This window comes from Rhizohabitans arisaemae, from assembly GCF_025996515.1.
GTDB lineage: Bacteria > Actinomycetota > Actinomycetes > Streptosporangiales > Streptosporangiaceae > Rhizohabitans > Rhizohabitans arisaemae.
In genome coordinates this window covers 271669-287571 of the sequence record NZ_BLRH01000034.1, presented here as the reverse complement: position 1 = coordinate 287571, position 15903 = coordinate 271669, and the positions used below count along the sequence as shown (strand labels likewise).

At 69.3% G+C, this 15903-nt stretch carries 16 protein-coding genes; 10 read left to right on the top strand and 6 right to left on the bottom strand.

Going from position 1 to position 15903, the window contains the following annotated elements:
* The first annotated feature begins 413 nt into the window (after positions 1 to 413).
* The 5 genes from RUR_RS16715 to RUR_RS16695 all read left to right on the top strand — a co-directional run bounded on the left by RUR_RS16715 (position 414) and on the right by RUR_RS16695 (position 5242).
* The gene (locus RUR_RS16715) at positions 414 to 1505 is read left to right on the top strand and encodes a dipeptidase (RefSeq protein ID WP_283135990.1); all 1092 of its coding nucleotides are present in this window, start codon (positions 414 to 416) and stop codon (positions 1503 to 1505) included.
* The gene (locus RUR_RS16710) at positions 1483 to 3105 is read left to right on the top strand and encodes an ABC transporter substrate-binding protein (protein ID WP_283135989.1); all 1623 of its coding nucleotides are present in this window, start codon (positions 1483 to 1485) and stop codon (positions 3103 to 3105) included. Before RUR_RS16715 ends, RUR_RS16710 begins: the two co-directional genes overlap by 23 nt.
* 75 nt (positions 3106 to 3180) lie before the next feature.
* Positions 3181 to 4056 carry a tetratricopeptide repeat protein gene (locus RUR_RS16705; RefSeq protein WP_283135988.1) on the top strand — a complete coding sequence of 292 codons (876 nt, stop codon included), beginning with the start codon at positions 3181 to 3183 and terminating at the stop codon, positions 4054 to 4056.
* Positions 4057 to 4061: 5 nt separating this feature from the next.
* A complete protein-coding gene (locus tag RUR_RS16700) occupies positions 4062 to 4265 on the top strand; it encodes a tautomerase family protein (RefSeq protein WP_283135987.1) in 204 nt (67 codons plus the stop codon).
* A complete protein-coding gene (locus RUR_RS16695; RefSeq protein ID WP_283135986.1) occupies positions 4262 to 5242 on the top strand; it encodes a D-2-hydroxyacid dehydrogenase in 981 nt (326 codons plus the stop codon). Before RUR_RS16700 ends, RUR_RS16695 begins: the two co-directional genes overlap by 4 nt.
* A gap of 275 nt (positions 5243 to 5517) precedes the next feature.
* On the opposite strand, the gene RUR_RS16690 is transcribed toward RUR_RS16695, so the two are convergent.
* Complete coding sequence (locus tag RUR_RS16690) at positions 5518 to 5835, bottom strand: hypothetical protein (RefSeq protein WP_283135985.1); 318 nt, start codon at positions 5833 to 5835, stop codon at positions 5518 to 5520.
* Positions 5836 to 6336: 501 nt separating this feature from the next.
* On the opposite strand from RUR_RS16690, the gene RUR_RS16685 reads away from it, so the two are divergent.
* From RUR_RS16685 to RUR_RS16670, 4 genes are all read left to right on the top strand, one after another.
* Positions 6337 to 7029, top strand: a complete 693-nt coding sequence (locus RUR_RS16685; protein ID WP_283135984.1) for a hypothetical protein — start codon at positions 6337 to 6339, stop codon at positions 7027 to 7029.
* 311 nt (positions 7030 to 7340) lie between these two features.
* Entirely contained in the window at positions 7341 to 7670 is a 330-nt protein-coding gene (locus tag RUR_RS16680) for a PadR family transcriptional regulator (protein WP_283135983.1), read from the top strand.
* 82 nt (positions 7671 to 7752) lie between these two features.
* A complete protein-coding gene (locus RUR_RS16675) occupies positions 7753 to 8550 on the top strand; it encodes an ABC transporter ATP-binding protein (RefSeq protein ID WP_283135982.1) in 798 nt (265 codons plus the stop codon).
* Between the two features lie 9 nt (positions 8551 to 8559).
* On the top strand, positions 8560 to 9321 hold the full coding sequence (locus tag RUR_RS16670) for an ABC transporter permease (RefSeq protein ID WP_283135981.1): 762 nt from the start codon (positions 8560 to 8562) through the stop codon (positions 9319 to 9321).
* A 33-nt stretch (positions 9322 to 9354) separates the two neighbouring features.
* On the opposite strand, the gene RUR_RS16665 is transcribed toward RUR_RS16670, so the two are convergent.
* Both RUR_RS16665 and RUR_RS16660 read right to left on the bottom strand, forming a co-directional pair.
* Positions 9355 to 9537 carry a hypothetical protein gene (locus tag RUR_RS16665; RefSeq protein ID WP_283135980.1) on the bottom strand — a complete coding sequence of 61 codons (183 nt, stop codon included), beginning with the start codon at positions 9535 to 9537 and terminating at the stop codon, positions 9355 to 9357.
* 171 nt (positions 9538 to 9708) lie between these two features.
* On the bottom strand, positions 9709 to 10233 hold the full coding sequence (locus RUR_RS16660; RefSeq protein WP_283135979.1) for a PadR family transcriptional regulator: 525 nt from the start codon (positions 10231 to 10233) through the stop codon (positions 9709 to 9711).
* A gap of 89 nt (positions 10234 to 10322) precedes the next feature.
* On the opposite strand from RUR_RS16660, the gene RUR_RS16655 reads away from it, so the two are divergent.
* On the top strand, positions 10323 to 11621 hold the full coding sequence (locus RUR_RS16655; RefSeq protein WP_283135978.1) for a serine hydrolase: 1299 nt from the start codon (positions 10323 to 10325) through the stop codon (positions 11619 to 11621).
* Between the two features lie 191 nt (positions 11622 to 11812).
* Here RUR_RS16655 and RUR_RS16650 read toward each other — a convergent pair whose 3' ends face one another.
* The 3 genes from RUR_RS16650 to RUR_RS16640 are packed head-to-tail and all read right to left on the bottom strand — an operon-like array spanning position 11813 to position 15903.
* Complete coding sequence (locus tag RUR_RS16650; protein ID WP_283135977.1) at positions 11813 to 12424, bottom strand: TetR/AcrR family transcriptional regulator; 612 nt, start codon at positions 12422 to 12424, stop codon at positions 11813 to 11815.
* A 9-nt stretch (positions 12425 to 12433) separates the two neighbouring features.
* Positions 12434 to 13945 (bottom strand): AMP-binding protein, encoded by a 1512-nt coding sequence (locus tag RUR_RS16645; RefSeq protein ID WP_283135976.1) that lies wholly within the window; start codon positions 13943 to 13945, stop codon positions 12434 to 12436.
* The gene (locus RUR_RS16640) at positions 13942 to 15903 is read right to left on the bottom strand and encodes a dipeptide ABC transporter ATP-binding protein (protein WP_283137040.1); all 1962 of its coding nucleotides are present in this window, start codon (positions 15901 to 15903) and stop codon (positions 13942 to 13944) included. Before RUR_RS16640 ends, RUR_RS16645 begins: the two co-directional genes overlap by 4 nt.

Sequence of the window (15903 nt, the reverse complement as noted above, 5' to 3'; positions counted from 1 at the left end):
GGGAGAACGGGGACCAGGACCGTGATCATCGTCAGAAGAACGGGGAGGGTACGAACGCGTCTTTTCATGTTTCTCCGGTCATCAAGCGGATCGATCGGTCACGCACCGCGACTATCGGGAGGACGATTCGTCCCGATTATCGATCACGCTCAACAGCTGTGCCTTGGACGGCGGCGCCACGATCCCGGTCTCGCCCGGTGGCACGCGTACCCAAACTTCTTGATCGTTCCCAGGGTCGGATGTTACAAAACATCACAATTCAGGCAGCGATTCGACAGTCGCCTTGACCGCCAAAATGACGAAATTCGTCACTTCAAGACAATTGAATGACGAGTTCCTAGGAAATATGGACACGACTGAACAGTTCTCGTAGAGTCGCCAGCATCTTCTGATCCCGCGCATTGGAGGCGACGTTGAACCCTGCCGCATCGGAAGGCGCCACCCTCACGCCGGTCGAGCTGCACGCCGCCGCCACCGTGGTCGACGGGAGCACCGTCATCGAGCTCAGCGACGAACACCTCGACCGGATCCGCCGCGGCGGCGTCACCGCGGTCAACCACACGGTGACCACCCCCTACGCCGACACCGTCAGCGCGCTGCACGAGATCAACGCTTGCCGCCGCTGGATCGAGGAACACTCCGACCGGGTGCTGCTCGCGCGATGCGTCGACGACATCGCCCGGGCCAAGGCCGAGGGCAGGGAGGCCGTCGTCTTCGGCCCGCAGGACACCGAGATGATCGGGGTCGACCTCGACCTGCTCGGCACCTTCCACGACCTGGGCGTGCGCATCCTGCAGCTCACCTACCAGCGGCAGAACCTGCTGGGCGCCGGCTGCGGGGAGACGGTCGACCCGGGGCTCACCCACCAGGGCCGCGCCTTCGTCCGCGAGATGAACGAGCTGGGCATCCTGGTCGACGTCTCCCACTGCGGCGAACGCACCGGCCTCGACGCGATGGACGCCTCCGGGAAACCGGTCGTGGTGACCCACTCGTTCTGCGACGTGCTCTCCCCCCACATCCGGGCCAAATCCGATGACTTCCTGCGCCGGCTGGCCGCTCAGCGCGGTGTCATCGGCGTCACCACCCTGTCGGCGTTCCTCTACCACCCCGACGAGCCCGGGCGACGGCCCGACCTGGCCCGTTTCGTCGACCACATCTCCCACATCGCCGAGGTCGCCGGCGTCGACCACGTCGCCATCGCGACCGACTACGACGAGACGCTCACCGAGGCGATGCGGGCCGAGCAGATGAAGGTGAAGGAGTTCAAGAACCTCCTCGGCGACTGGCCCTGGGACCAGCGCCGAGCCGAGGGTATGGACGACGCTTCGCAGTTCCCCAACTTCACGACCGCCCTGCTTGACGGCGGCTTCTCACCGGAGGAGGTCACCAAGATCCTCGGTGGCAACTGGCTACGAGTCTTCGGGGAGGCATGGAAGACCGTGCCATCGAGCACCACCCCCACCCCCACCAAGGAGACATCCGATGAGACGTCGAACCCTTTGTAACGCGCTGGCGGCCGGGGTCGCCCTCACCCTGCTGGCCGCCTGCGGCGGAGGTGGCGCACCGCCGTCGTCGGCCGGAGACAGCGCCGCCCCCGTCAACGACGGCCTGACCGCGAACGTCCGCCTGGAGGATGAGGTCAAGCCGACCGGCACCCCCAAATCCGGCGGACGGCTCAGCGTCATGATCCGCTTGGACGCCGTCGAGCTCGACCCGCACCGCATGTCGGAGACCTCGGCCTTCGTCATCAACGAGCAGCTGTACGAGTCGCTGGTCCAGTCCTACCGGGGCGAGATCAAGCCGGCACTGGCCGAGTCGTGGGAGCAGAGCGACGACGGCAAGACGATCACCTTCAAGCTGCGGGACAACGCCTACTTCCACAGCGGCCGGAAGGTGACCGCCGAGGACGTGAAGTACTCCCTCGAACGGATCAAGGATCCCAAGACCCGCGCCCCCCGGGCCCGCAGCTACGAGTCCATCACCTCGGTGGAGGCCAAGGACGAGCGAACCGTCGTCGTCAAGCTGTCCCAGCCGTACGCCGCCATCCTCACCCTGCTGTCCACCGCGGCCTCCTCCATCGTGGACCGTAGCGTCGCCGAGGCGAGCGGCGGTCTCAACGGCCAGGTGGACGGCGGAACCGGGCCGTTCAAGCTGGCGTCCCGCGTCACCGGCCAGGCCATCAAGCTGGACAAGCACGACAAGTACTGGGAGAAGGGCGTCCCCTATCTGGACGGGCTGGACTTCACCTTCAACCCCGACGACAACGCCCGCGCCGCGGCGATCCGCAGCGGCACCATCGACTTCCTGTGGCGCCCGGCGCCCGAATTCATCGACGCGCTCAAGAAGGACCAGGCGCTCAAGTGGTACGGGGGCTCCGGCTCCCTCTCCCTGCACCTGCGGCTCAACACCTCCAAGGCGCCGTACGACAACGTCAAGGTCCGCCAGGCGATCTACCACGCCCTGGACCGCCAGGAGATCCTCAACGTCGCCAACTCCGGTTTCGGCACCGCGCTTCAAGCCGGCTACCTGCCCCCGGACCGCTTCGGCGGGGTGACCAAGCCGATCTACGGCAAGCCCGACCTCGAGAAGGCCAAGCAGCTGCTGGCCGAAGCCGGACACCCGAACGGCTTCGAGGCCAAGCTCACCGTCATCTCCACCTCGGCGTTCCAGGTGCGCCAGGCCGAGGTGGAGCAGCAGCAGCTCGCCAAGATCGGCATCAAGGTGACGATCGAGTCGGTCGAGGCCACGATCGCCGACTCCAAGACCAAGTCCGGCGACTTCGAGATGTACCAGTCCGGCTTCGGCCTCACCTACGACCCGGACGAGCGGTTCTCCGCCAGCTTCCTCAAGGGCGGCGGCCTGAACTACGGCAACTGGAGCGACCCCGAATACGAGAACCTGATCGTGCAGGCCCGCTCCGAACTGGACGCGGCCAAGCGCGCCGCCCTGTACCAGCAGGCGGAGACCATTCTGGCCGAGCGCGGGCCGGTGGCCATGACCTTCCTCAACGCCGACTTCGACGTGGTGAAGAAGGACGTCATGGGTTACGCGGGTGACCCCACCCCGACGTACCGGTTCTACCGCCACCTCTGGCTCGACCGCTGACCGGCCCCGGGGAGGGCGGCGACCCACCGCCGTCCTCCCCGGCCCGACCGGTACCACCCATCGAAAGGGCGAATCATGGCCTCAGTGCCGCTGACCGACCGCTACATCATGGCCGCCCGGCTGAAGGGCTACCTGAACAAGCACGCCGAAGCAGTCTCCCTCCTCACCGAGGCGCTGGAGCAGGATCCCGGCAGCCCCCGGCTGCTGCGCTTCCGCGGCCATCGGCGTATCTCGATCCGCGACTACGCCGGCGCGATCGAGGACCTGCGGACGGCCGCCTCGCAGCTCGACCAGGTCGAGGACGAGTACGAGATGTACCAGCCCGAGGTGGAGAAGGACGTCGTCAGCCTCATCCTGGGCCGGCCCGAGGCGGTGCGGCCGCAGCACCTCACCGACACCATGGCCGCCGCCGACCCGACGGCCCTCGGCCGGTACCTGACCACCCTGCACACCTCGGTCTGGTACCACCTCGGCGTGGCGCAGTACCTCATCGGCGACCTGACGGGCTGCCTGCTCGCCTTCGGCGAGGCCGAGCGCAGCTCCCGCCACCAGGAGGGCGTCGTGGCCTCCCAGGACTGGCAGTACATGACGCTGCGCCGTCTCGGCCGTACCGGGGAGGCCGAGCAGGTGCTGGACCGGTTCCGCGCGATCGACGTCGTCCGTGAGGACCACCACGTCGGCTACGAGAACCGGATGCGCCTGTACACCGGCGACCTCGGCCCGGACGAGCTGTGGAAGTCCCTGGACGGCGACGACCTGCGCACCGCCACCGAAGGCTACGGTCTGGGCAACTGGTACTACCACCGGGGCGACGTCGCCAAGGCCCGCGAGGTCTTCGACGCGGTGATCCGCACCCGCGTCACCCATGCCTTCGCCTATCTGGCCGTCGAGGCCGAATACTCCCGCAACCCCGACTTCGCCGACGCGTCGGCGGCGACCCAGGAGAACTGATCCCCATGGCCATCATCCGTGTCGAACTCTCCCCGCGCGACCAGGACACCAAGGAAGCGATCATCGCCGAGCTCACCGACGTGCTGGTCAAGTACGGCTCGCCCCGCGAGAACACCCACGTCCTGCTGTACGAGGTTTCCCACGACGTGTGGGCCAAGGGCGGGGTGACCTACACCAAGCGCATGCAGCGGAGCGAAGGGACGGCATGAGTCACACCCCTGCGGGGCCGCACGTGCTGATCAGCGAGAACCTGGCCGGGATGCTGCCTCAGCTGACCGCGCGGTACCCGGCCGCCCGTTTCACCCCGGTACCGGATGCGGGGCCGCTGCTGGAGGAGTACGTCGACGCCGAGGTGATGTTCTGCAGCTCGATGGGGGAAGAGATGCTGAACGGCATCCTGCGCAAGGCCTCCGGGCTGCGCTGGATGCAGGTCACCACCGCCGGTTTCGACTGGTTCGGCGGTGACGTCCTCCCGCATCGGGTGGCCGAAGGGATGGTCCTCACCCGGTCGTCGCACTCTTTCTGCGTGCCGATCGGCGAGTACGTCATCGGTGCCGCCCTCATGTACTCCCGAGCCTTCCCCGAGCTGCGCGAGGCCCAGGAACGCCGGGAGTGGGTGCGGGTGGTCGCCACCGACTTCGTCGGCAGCACGATGCTGGTCTTCGGGACCGGCTCGATCGGCCTGGAGGTGGCCTGGCGGGCCAAGGCGCTCGGGGCCGGCACGATCGGCGTCAGCCGCAGCGGCCGCCCGGCCGAGGGGTTCGACCGGGTGGTGCCGGTCGAGGACTGCCTGGAGGTCCTCCCCGAGGCCGACTGGGTGGTGCTGGCGATGCCGCTGACACCGGAGAACCGCTACCTGATCCGCGCCGAGCACTTCGTGGCGATGAAGGACACCGCGGTGCTCATCAACGTGGGCCGCGGCGCGCTGGTGGCGGAGGACGACTTCGTGGCGGCGGTGACCGAGGGCACGATCGCGGGCGCTGTGATCGACGTCTTCGAGCAGGAGCCGCTCCCTTCGGACAGCCGGTTCTGGGGGCTGCCGCGCACCGTCGTCACCCCGCACACCTCGTTCCGGGCTTCGGGCAACCTGCAACGGCTCTGCGATGACTTCTGCGCGAACCTCGACCGGTACCTGGCCGGAGAGCAGCCGACGGGCACGATGCGCGAGCCCGACCTCGGCTACTGAGACGTCTCTCCGAGACGGCGGTGGGCGTCCCTTTCCTGGAGGGACGCCCACCGTGTTTTCCGCCGACGACACGGATGTGTGGGTTCGTTGTGATGCGTCCGGTACGGCGTGCGCCGCGGCAGCCGTACCGGATTCGGGAAGGAAGGCGGCGCCCGTCGCGTTTGCCCAAGCCCTGTGAGGACCTGCGCGAGGCGGGTCTCGCCGTGGCTGTGCCGGACCCAGGCCGTGGTGACTCCTCGCTCGGACGACGGGGAGTCACCAGACGATCTTTCTCCCTACCAGCTGTGCGTCGAGTAGAAGAGGTAGAGGATCGGCCCGGGCGGCAGGTAGGCCTCGGAGACCTCGCCCACGGGCCTCCAGGGGCCCTCGCTGATGATGTAGTCGTTCCAAGGGATGCGGTGCTTCACATACACGACGACCTTGTGGTAACCGTAGCCACCGGAGCAGTGGCTGGTCACCGTGGTGCCGGTAGGCCCGACCTGGGCGCTGCAGCCCGTCGGTTGCGCGTGGGCGGCCGATGCCGTCCCCAGGATGGTCGTTCCGGTGATCAGAGCGGTGACGGACAGGACGGCCGCAAGCTTCTTGAAGCCCATGGGGACTCCTCACTCGGACAACGGACAGTTTCTTTTAAGAAACTTTCTTAATTACAAACTGTAAAAGAGTCGGTGTCAATACCGTGGTCAGACTCGACCGGATTCCCCGGTTCAAGGGCCCCGTCCTGGCGGATGGGGTCGCGCGCTCCGGCGACTGAAACCCCTGCTCGCGGGGCCGCGGTCCGAGACGCAGCGCCGCTGGGCACGGCCGGGGTCCGGCCGATCGGCGATTCCGGCCGGCCGGGGACGACGCGGTTTCGCCGGGCACCGGAAGCGTCCCGCCCGGCCCGCACCGTCTCGAGCCGGGCGGGGTACGGGCCGGACCGAAGCCGCCGCAGGCCGTACCCCGCCCGGCCCTGGGTCACCGGTCTGTGGCGATGTACTTGGTCTCGGTGTACTCGAGCTCGGCGACATACCCGGCTGCCCCCGTCCGCATTGCCGGGCAGGACCGGCCGCTGCAGGCCAAACCGATGTCACCGGCCCGCTGTAGGGTTCCGTGCCATGAACGATGCGCCTTCCCTCGCGGGCTACCGTGTCATCACCGCCGACGAGGCGGAGGAGTGCTTCGGCGTCGGCTCCGACGTCCGGTACCCGTACCAGGACTTCGCCGAGGAGCAGGAGATCCGGCTGTACGAGGGCGGCTTGCGCGTCGCGGGGAAGCTGGAGCGCGAGGGCGACGACGACTGGTCGCCGTACAACGTGATCGTGGACGGTGACCTGACCGCCGGCGGGGACATCGAGTGGTGGGACTCCGCAGGTGGCAACTTCCTGCTGGTGACGGGGAATGCCCGAGTCCGCAGCGTGGTGCTGTCGGGATGCCCGGACGTGGTGGTCCGCGGCGACCTCACCGCGTCCGGGGGCATCCAGGGCAGCTGGGGCGACGACGGCGGATGCCTGACCGTGCGGGGCCGCACCCGCGCCGAGTTCATCATGAGCACCAAGCACTTCACCATGACCTTCGCCCGTCGGCCGGAAGCACTGCTCATCGGCGATGATTTCATCCTCGCCGACCCCTCCGACCGCGCCTGCCCGCCCGACTTCTCCACGGGCGACCTGGCTGCCGTCGTGCTGCCGGAACTGCTCGGCAACGGCGACCGGCCCGACGAACGCGCGATCGGCGCCGCATTGAGCGCGGGACGCCCGGTCCTGCGGCCTGGCGTAGGCCCGGCCCGCCTCGCGGCCCGGCACGAGTGAACGCTCCGCAGCCCTGACTCAGGTTCGCCTCCCCCGCCGAGCGGCGCCACGCCACCGACTCCACGCTGTCGATCGGTAACGCCCGTTCGGCCCCCGGCTACGCGCCGCGCTTGCCCGGCCCATCACCGAGCACGGCCGGACCGTCCGTGCGGATCTTCGCCGACGCTGCTCCCGGGCTATCGGGTTGCCCTCGGCCACACGTTTGCGGTCGCGACCCACGCCTGAGCTATTCGGTATTGCTAGCTACCAGTAGTCAGTGCTACTTTGTACTGGTAGCTAGCAATACCGAGTAGGCGAAAAGGAGTCGTTCCATGAGCAGACAGCCGACGGAAACGCCCAAGGGAGCGTTGGAGGGCATCGTGCTGGCGATCCTGTCCGGCCGGCCCGCCTACGGCTACGAGATCACGGCCTCGCTGCGCGATCAGGGCTTCGCCGACATCGTCGAAGGCACCGTCTACGCGCTGCTGGTCCGCATCGAACGGCGCGACCTCGTCGACGTGGAGAAGGTCCCGTCCGGCAAGGGGCCGCCGCGCAAGGTGTACTCCCTCAACGCTCGGGGGCGGGAGTACCTCGAAGAGTTCCGGAGGACCTGGAGCTTCCTCACAGAACGGCTCGAACAGCTCCACAAAGGAGGCAAATAGCCATGTCCGTTACGGAAGTCCCCGCCGGTGAGCGGAAGCGGCCGACCAGCGTCCTCGCGCGCGCCGAAGAGGAGGGTTCCCGATGACCGCGCCCACGACCTCCGAACCGGCGATCCGCGTGCAGGGCCTGACGAAGTCGTACAAAACGCTGCACGTGCTGCGCGGTGTGGACCTCGAGGTGACGCGGGGAAGCATCTTCGCCCTGCTCGGCTCGAACGGGGCGGGCAAGACCACGGCCGTGAAGATCCTGTCCACGCTGCTCAAGGCCGACGCGGGGACCGCCCGCGTGAACGGCTTCGACGTCGCCAAGCAGGCGGCGGACGTGCGGGAGTCCATCAGCCTCACCGGGCAGTTCGCCGCCGTCGACGAGATCCTCAGCGGGCGGGAGAACCTCGTGCTGGTCGCCCGGCTGCGGCACCTCAAGGATCCGGGCAAGATCGCCGATGACCTGCTGAAGCGTTTCTCGCTGACGGATGCGGGCGCGCGGAAGGTGTCGACGTACTCGGGGGGCATGCGCCGCCGCCTCGACATCGCGATGAGCCTCATCGGCGACCCGCCGGTGATCTTCCTCGACGAGCCGACGACCGGGCTCGACCCCCAGGCGCGCCTCGAGGTGTGGCAGACCGTCAAGGAACTCGCCCGCCACGGTACGACGGTGCTGCTCACCACGCAGTATCTGGACGAGGCCGAGCAACTCGCCGACCGGATCGCGATCCTGCACGAGGGCCGGATCATCGTGAACGGCACCGTGGCCGAGCTCAAGCAACTGCTGCCGCCCGCCAAGGTCGAGTACGTCGAGAAGCAGCCGACCCTGGAGGACGTCTTCCTCACCCTCGTCGGCGACAACGGCCACAACCGCAACGCCGGTACGAACGCGTAAGGAACGACGATGACCAAGCATTTCCTCGGCGACACCGCCGTCCTGCTGGGGCGGTCCCTGCGCCACATCGCGCGCAGCCCGGACACCATCGTCACCACCGCGGTGATGCCGATCGCCATGATGCTGATGTTCGTGTACGTGTTCGGCGGCGCGATCGACACGGGATCGGATTCCTATGTGACCTACCTGCTGCCCGGCATTCTGCTCATCACCGTCGCCTCGGGCATCGCCTACACCGCGTTCCGGCTGTTCGTGGACATGAAAGGCGGCATCTTCGAGCGATTCCAGTCCATGCCGATCGCACGCTCGTCGGTGCTGTGGGCGCACGTGCTGACCTCGCTGGTCGCCAACCTGATCTCCCTCGTGGTCGTCGTGCTCGTCGCCCTGCTGATGGGCTTCCGCTCTTCCGCGGGTGTACTGGCCTGGCTGTCGGTCGGCGGCATCCTGGTCCTGTTCACCCTGGCGCTGACGTGGCTGGCCGTCATCCCCGGCCTGTCCGCCAAGTCCGTGGAAGGCGCGAGCGCGTTCTCCTACCCGCTCATCTTCCTGCCGTTCCTCAGCTCGGCCTTCGTCCCCACCGACACCATGCCCGGCCCCGTACGCTGGTTCGCCGAGAACCAGCCGGTCACCTCCATCGTCAACACCATCCGCGCCCTGTTCACCGAGCAGCCGGTCGGCACCGACATCTGGATCGCCCTGGCCTGGTGTGTCGGCCTGCTCATCGTCGCGTTCTCCTTCGCCATGGCCACCTACCGCGGCAAGATCTCCTAGGCGCCGACGAAGACGAGACCGCACTCGACGGCATCAACCCGAGCCGGCAGGCTGAGCAACGCGGACCCACGCCCCCGACCCGTCGTCGGCGAGAGCACGGCCGATGACGACGTCGAACCCGGCACCGGGTCCAAGATCACCGTCGATGCGGCCGACACCTCGATCGCGCTGCCGCCGGTCCACGGCACAGCCCTCAAGCAAGAGCAAGCTCGACATCCCGGGTACGGTCGCGACCACATCGGTCGCGACCGTACGCCTGTGTCGCGGGCGGCCCCTGTCACCCCAAGCCGGACGCGAAAAGCCGCCGGCCGGCGAAGGCCACCCGGTTGCGGGGTTCCCCGCCCGGACCGCGGCCGAGACGTTGGCGCGCACCGGCGTGCGAGCGCTTCACCCGTCCAGCAGGCGCCGGACCTCCTGCAGGAGTTCGGCGTCGGCGGCCAGATGCGCCTCGGCGTTGGCGAACAGGGCGTCGGCCAGCGGCGACAGCCCCGTCTTCGCCTCGCGACCGGTGGCGAGTGTCGCCAGCTGGGCCTCCAGCGCCCGGGATGAGGCCGCCACCAGGTCCCGCGCCTCGCCGGACTCCAGGAGCTCGTGCCAGCGCAGCGCCAGCGCGAAGTCGGACCTGGTGGAGTGCGGGGGCGCGGCGAGCGTCTTGCGCAGCAGGTCGCGGAGCATGTGCCGGCCCTCGGGTGTGATCGCGTAGACGCGGCGCAGCCGATCGCCGGTGCGCTCCTCGGAGTGGGTTTCCGCCAGACCCTCGGCCTCCAGCTTGGCCAGGGCGTGGTAGACCGACCCCGGTTTCACGTCGGTCCACTGTTCCAGCGCCCCGGCCGTGACGAGCTGGTTGATCTCGTACCCGTGCCGCGGCCCCTCGTTGAGCAAACCCAGGACGAGCATCCGCGTCGACGACACCCGACACCTCCCACGATAGTCAAGCTTGACCATAGCAGCCGCCCTGTGCTCAGATAGTCAAACTGGATTATTCAAATTGGAGGTTCGTTGTGTTCTCCCGCCTCTCGCGCCGGATGGACGCGCTCGTCGGCGCGTACGCGGAGCTGGGCAGATTCAGCGGCGCGGTGCTGGTCGCGCGTGGCGACCGGCGGCTTTTCGCCAAGGGGTACGGCTGCTCCGACTACGAGCACGGTGTGCCCAACACGACGGCGACGGCGCTCCGCATCGGATCCCAGACCAAGCTGTTCACCTCGATCGCGATCCTGCGGCTGCAGGAGCAGGGCAGGCTCCGCGTCACCGACCCGATCGGGCGCCACCTGCCCGGCTACCCGCGCGGCGCGCAGATCACCCTGCACCACCTGCTGACCAACACCTCCGGCATCCCGGACTACGTCACCACCGACGGCTTCACCCGCGTCATGGGGACGCCGCGTACCCGGGGACAGCTCATCGACGACTTCAAGGACCGGCCCCTGCTGTTCGAGCCGGGCGCGCGGATGAGCTACAGCAACTCGGGCTGGATCCTGCTGGGCGAGGTGATCGAGCGGCTGTCCGGCCTGACCTACGGCCGGTTCCTGCACCGGAACGTCTTCGCCCCCCTGGCGATGGAGCACAGCGGCCTGGCCCACGGCATCGGGCCGACGGCCGGCCACCTGTCGGTCGACGGCCGGATCACCACGACCCCGCACGTGGACAACTCCAACCAGGATGCGGCCGGGGCGCTCCACTCCACGGTCGGGGACCTGCACCGCTGCTACCGCGGCCTGCCCCGGCTGCTGCGGCCCGAGTCGCTCGCGGAGCTGTTCAAGCCACACGTCGACGCCGACGGCACCGGGTACGGCTACGGGTGCGCGGTGAGCGCGGACCGGGTGGAGAGCGCAGGCGGCATCATCGGATTCGTCAGCGTCTCCGCCCATTACCGGAACGACGACCTCTTCGTGACCGTGCTGTCCAACATCGAGAACGCCGCCTTCTGCGAGATCGAGTCCGCGCTGGCGGCGATCGCCCGCGGCGAGCCGTACGAGCCGCCGACCCGGCGTGTCTTCGTCACCCTCGCCCCGGACGTCCTCGACCGCTACGCGGGCCGATACACCATGCGGTACGCGGGACGTGCCTCCACGATGGACGTCACGCGAGAGGGCGAGCGGCTCATGGTGGAGGTGCAGGGGCTGACCAGGACGGAGCTGCGGCCGATGTCGCGGACCCGCTTCTTCGCCAGGATGAAGGGCGAGGTCGAGCTGGACTTCCGGGCGAACGGCGAGGTCGCGCTCACCTGGGCGGGACGCGAGATCACCGCCCGGCCCGTCCCCGGTCGCACAGCGGACGTCCAAGGCGGTCGGCTTGGGTGAGGCGAGGGCGAGCGCGTCCACGGCAGGGGTCCCCGTCCACGCCACGCCTGGCACCCGGCATCCGGCCCGTCACTCCGCAGACAGAGCCATACCCGTCGGATTTTCGGCCAGGGACCCCCTCCCTCCTCACGGAACGGGATGACGACGGCCGGCGGGCCGTCCCCGGCCGCGCTCCGGTCCTGAGCGGCGATCTACATCCGGCTTGCCACGGACGTCGCCCGAAGCAAGTCCAGGAACGAGTCCACGATCCCGGCCAGACGCACGTTCGGGTAGGCCTCGCGGAACAACACGCCCTCGACGCTGAGCCCGTCGACCAGGGCGACGAGAAGATCCGCGGTCCGGTCCGGGTCGAGTTCGGTGCGCAGTTCCCCGCTCTCGATCGCGTTCTTGACCAGCGACGAGAGCAGCTTGTGCCAGGTCAGCAGACTCTTGTGCTGATACGTGCTGCGCTCGGGGTTGCCGACGGCCCGGCCCCAGAAGCTCACCTCGACCTCGATCCCGAGCCGCGAGGAATCGTCGAGCGGCAGGGAAAGCAGCAGCGCACCCCGCAGTGCCTCGAGGCCGGAGTGGTTCGCGACCCATTCTCCGATGCGCTCGGTCGTGCTTTTGAGCGCGAGTCGCAGGGCCAGGTCGAGGATGGCCTCCTTGTCGGGGAAGTAGTGCGCGAGAACGCCGTTGGCGTAGCCGGCGTCCTTGGCGATCTCCCGCGTCGTCGTCTGCGCGAGCCCGACCCGTGCGATGACCCGCCACGCCGCCGCCACGAGCTCCGCTCGCCGCTTGTCATGATCCACAATCTTGGGCACTTACGATCCTTACGCGGAAGGCCGGTGTCCGAGCCGGAGGTGACGGCGGTTGAGTTTACCCGCATCGGTGCGGGGGAGCTTGTCCACGAATCGGAACGTCCGCGGGACCTTGAAGCGGGCGATTCGCTCGGCGAGCGCGGCGCGCAGCGTCTCCTCCACCACCCGGTCGTGTGAGCCACTCTGCGCCGGATCGGCGAGCACGACCGCGGCGTGCACGGTCTCGCCCCACTCGTCGTCCGGCAGGCTGTAGACGGCCGCGTCCGCGACCGCCTCGTGTTCAAGCAGGCACAGCTCGATCTCGGCGGGATAGATGTTCACACCCCCCGAGATGATCACCTCGGCGGTGCGGTCGACGAGGAAGACGTACCCGTCCTCGTCGACGTAGCCGATGTCGCCGATGCTGAACGTGAGGGTGTCGCTGAACGTCGCCGCGGTCTTGGCGGCGTCGCCGTGGTAGCGGAACCCGCCCCCGTCCGGTGCGCGCAGGCAGAGGGTGCCGGGCTGCCCCGGGGGCAGCGGCGTCCCGGAGTCGTCCACGGCGAAGACCTCGTAGCCGTTGATCGGCCGGCCCACGGTTCCCGGCCGCCGCAGCCACTCCGCGGAGGTGACCTCCGTGTAGGTGCCCCCCTCGGTGGACGCCCAGTACTCCCGCAGGACCGGGCCGAACCACTCGATCATTTGATGCTTCACCGGGATCGGGACCGGTGCCGCGCCGTGGTGGACGGTGACGAGCGAGGACAGGTCGTACCGGTTCCGGACGTCCTTCGGCAGCCGGAGCAACCGCACGAACATGATCGGGACCAGATGGGTGTCCCGGACCCGGTGCTCCTGCACGTGGGCCAGGAACGCCTCCGCGTCCCACCTGGTCATGATCAGCACCGGTGCGCCGGCGGCCAGCGCCAGCAGCGCGGACATCAAGGGCGCTCCGTGGTAGAGGGGCCCGGTGACCAAGTGCGGGCCGGCCCCCTCCACCCCTGAGCCCGACGCCAGCCGCCGGTACTCGGCGAACTCGTCGGCGACGCTGCCGCCACCGTCGAGCCTGACGCCTTTCGGGCGCCCGGTCGTTCCGCTCGTATAGAACATGATCTTCCCGGCGGGGTTGTCCGGAGCCACGTCCATGGCGGCCCCGGTCCGGATGCGCTCCCCGGCCTCGCCGTCGACCGAGACCACCGCGGGGCCGCCGGACGGCACGAGATCGCGGCACACGTCGTCGCACACCACCACGAGGGCGCCGGAGTCCGCAAGGACGTACGCGATCTCCTCGGCCGCCATGTGCCAGTTCATCGGCACACACGTCACTCCGAGCGCGGTGCACGCGAACACGGTCTCGAGGTACTCCACCCGGTTGTGCATGAGCAGCGCGACGGTGTCCCCCGCGCGGACGCCGTGGTCGGCCAGCACGGCCATCAACCTGCGCACGTCCCCGTCGAAATCCCGCCACGACCGTCGTCCGCGGAAGTCGTCGAGACAGATGTCGTCCGGGGCGCCGAGCACGCCGGGGAGGTCCAGGGTTCCGGTCACGATGGGGATACTCCTGTTGCTTGTCGGGACGGGGCGACGACGTGGCACGCCACCGCCTGGGTCGGGCCGAGGTCCACCAGCGGCGGCCGGGTGATCGCACACTCCGGGACGGCCTCCGGGCAGCGGGTCTGGAACCGGCACCCGGAGGACGGGTCGCCGGGGGCAGGCGGCTCGCCGCTCAGCGATGCGCGCAACCGGCCGCCCTGTCCGGGGACGGAGGCGACGAGCGCCTTGGTGTACGGGTGCCGGGGCGCGCCGAGCACCTCCTCGGCCGACCCGATCTCGCACACCACGCCCAGATACATCACCGCCACCCGGTCGCTGGCGGCCCGTACGGCGGCCAGGTCGTGGGCGATGAAGAGGATCGACACCGAGGTTGCCGTCCGGACGTCCATGAGCAGGTTGATGATCTGCGCCTGAACGGATACGTCGAGCGCGGAGACCGGTTCGTCGCACACCAGGACCCGCGGCTTCGCGGCGAGCGCACGGGCGATGGCCACCCGCTGCGCCTGACCGCCGGAGAGGCGGCGCGGCGCGCGGCGGCCGAGCACCTCGGGGTCCAGGCCCACCGAGGCGAGCAGCGACGCCGCCTCCTCCCGCCGCTCCCGGGTCGTCCCACGGCCGGCGTAGAGCAGCGGCTCGGCCACCACATCGAGGATGGACCGCCGCGGGTTGAGGCTCCCCTTGGCGTCCTGGAAGATCAGCTGAACGTCCGCGGTCTCTCCCGCGGGGTGCTCGATCGTGCCGGCGGCCGGCCGGATCAGCCCGGTCAGCGCGCGGCCCAGGGTGGACTTTCCACAGCCGGACTCCCCCACCAGGCCCAGGATCTCGCCCTCGTGCAGCTCCAGCGAGACACCGTCGACGGCCCGGAACGACGGGCGTCCGGGGACCCGGTACTCCAGCACGAGGTCGGTGGCCCGCAGCACCGGAACCGCACGGTCCGCAGCGGTCTCCGGGGCGGTCTCGTCCTCCCCGATGACCGGGGTCTTGGCTTCCAGCGGCCGTAGACAGGCCGTGAGGTGGTCGTCCCCGCGAACCGGCTGGAGGGTCGGCTCCCGGGTCGCGCACTCGGCGTCGGCGTGGCCGCACCGGACCGCGAACGCGCAGCCACGCGGCGCGGCGCGCAGATCCGGCGGCGTCCCACCGATGGCGGGCAGCCGGACCGGCTGCGGCCCGCTGAGCGTGGGCACCGAGTCCAGGAGCGCGGCGGTGTACGGCATCGCGCGCCGCTCCGCCAACCCGGTCGACGGCGCCCGCTCCACCACCCGGCCCGCGTACATGACGTCCACCCGGTCGGCGACCTGCAGGACGAGGGGCAGGTCGTGGCTGACCAGGAGCATGGCCATATCGCGGTCTCGGCAGAGCGTGACCAGCAGGTCGATGATCTGGGCCTGAATGGTGACGTCCAACGCCGTGGTCGGCTCGTCGGCGATCAGCAGCGCCGGGTCGCACGCCAGCGCCATCGCGATGGCGACCCGCTGGCGCATCCCGCCGGAGAGCTCGTGCGGGAACTTGTCCAGGGCCGCCACGGGAGCGGGGATGCCCGTTGCGGCGAGGGCGTCCGCGGCGCGGGTCCGCGCTTCGCGGGCGCCGATCCCGAGATGACGACGCATGTGCTCGGTCAGCTGGTGGCCGATGCGGAGCACGGGATTGAGCGCGCCCATGGGGTTCTGCGGGATGAAGCCGACCTTGCGCCCCCATACTTCGGCGGCGAGCGTGCGGTGATCGAGGTCGAGCAGCTCGGTGTCGTCGAGCCGGACGGAGCCCGAGACGGTCACCCCGGCCGGTCGTAGGCCGACGGCGGCGCGCGACAGTGTGCTTTTGCCGCACCCGGATTCCCCGACGAGCCCCACGATCTCCCGGCGGGCGATGGTCATGCCGACGTCGCGGACCGCGTGGATCCGGTCGGTGCCGTCCGCGATCGACACGTTCAGCCCGGTCAGCGTGAGCAGGGTCAT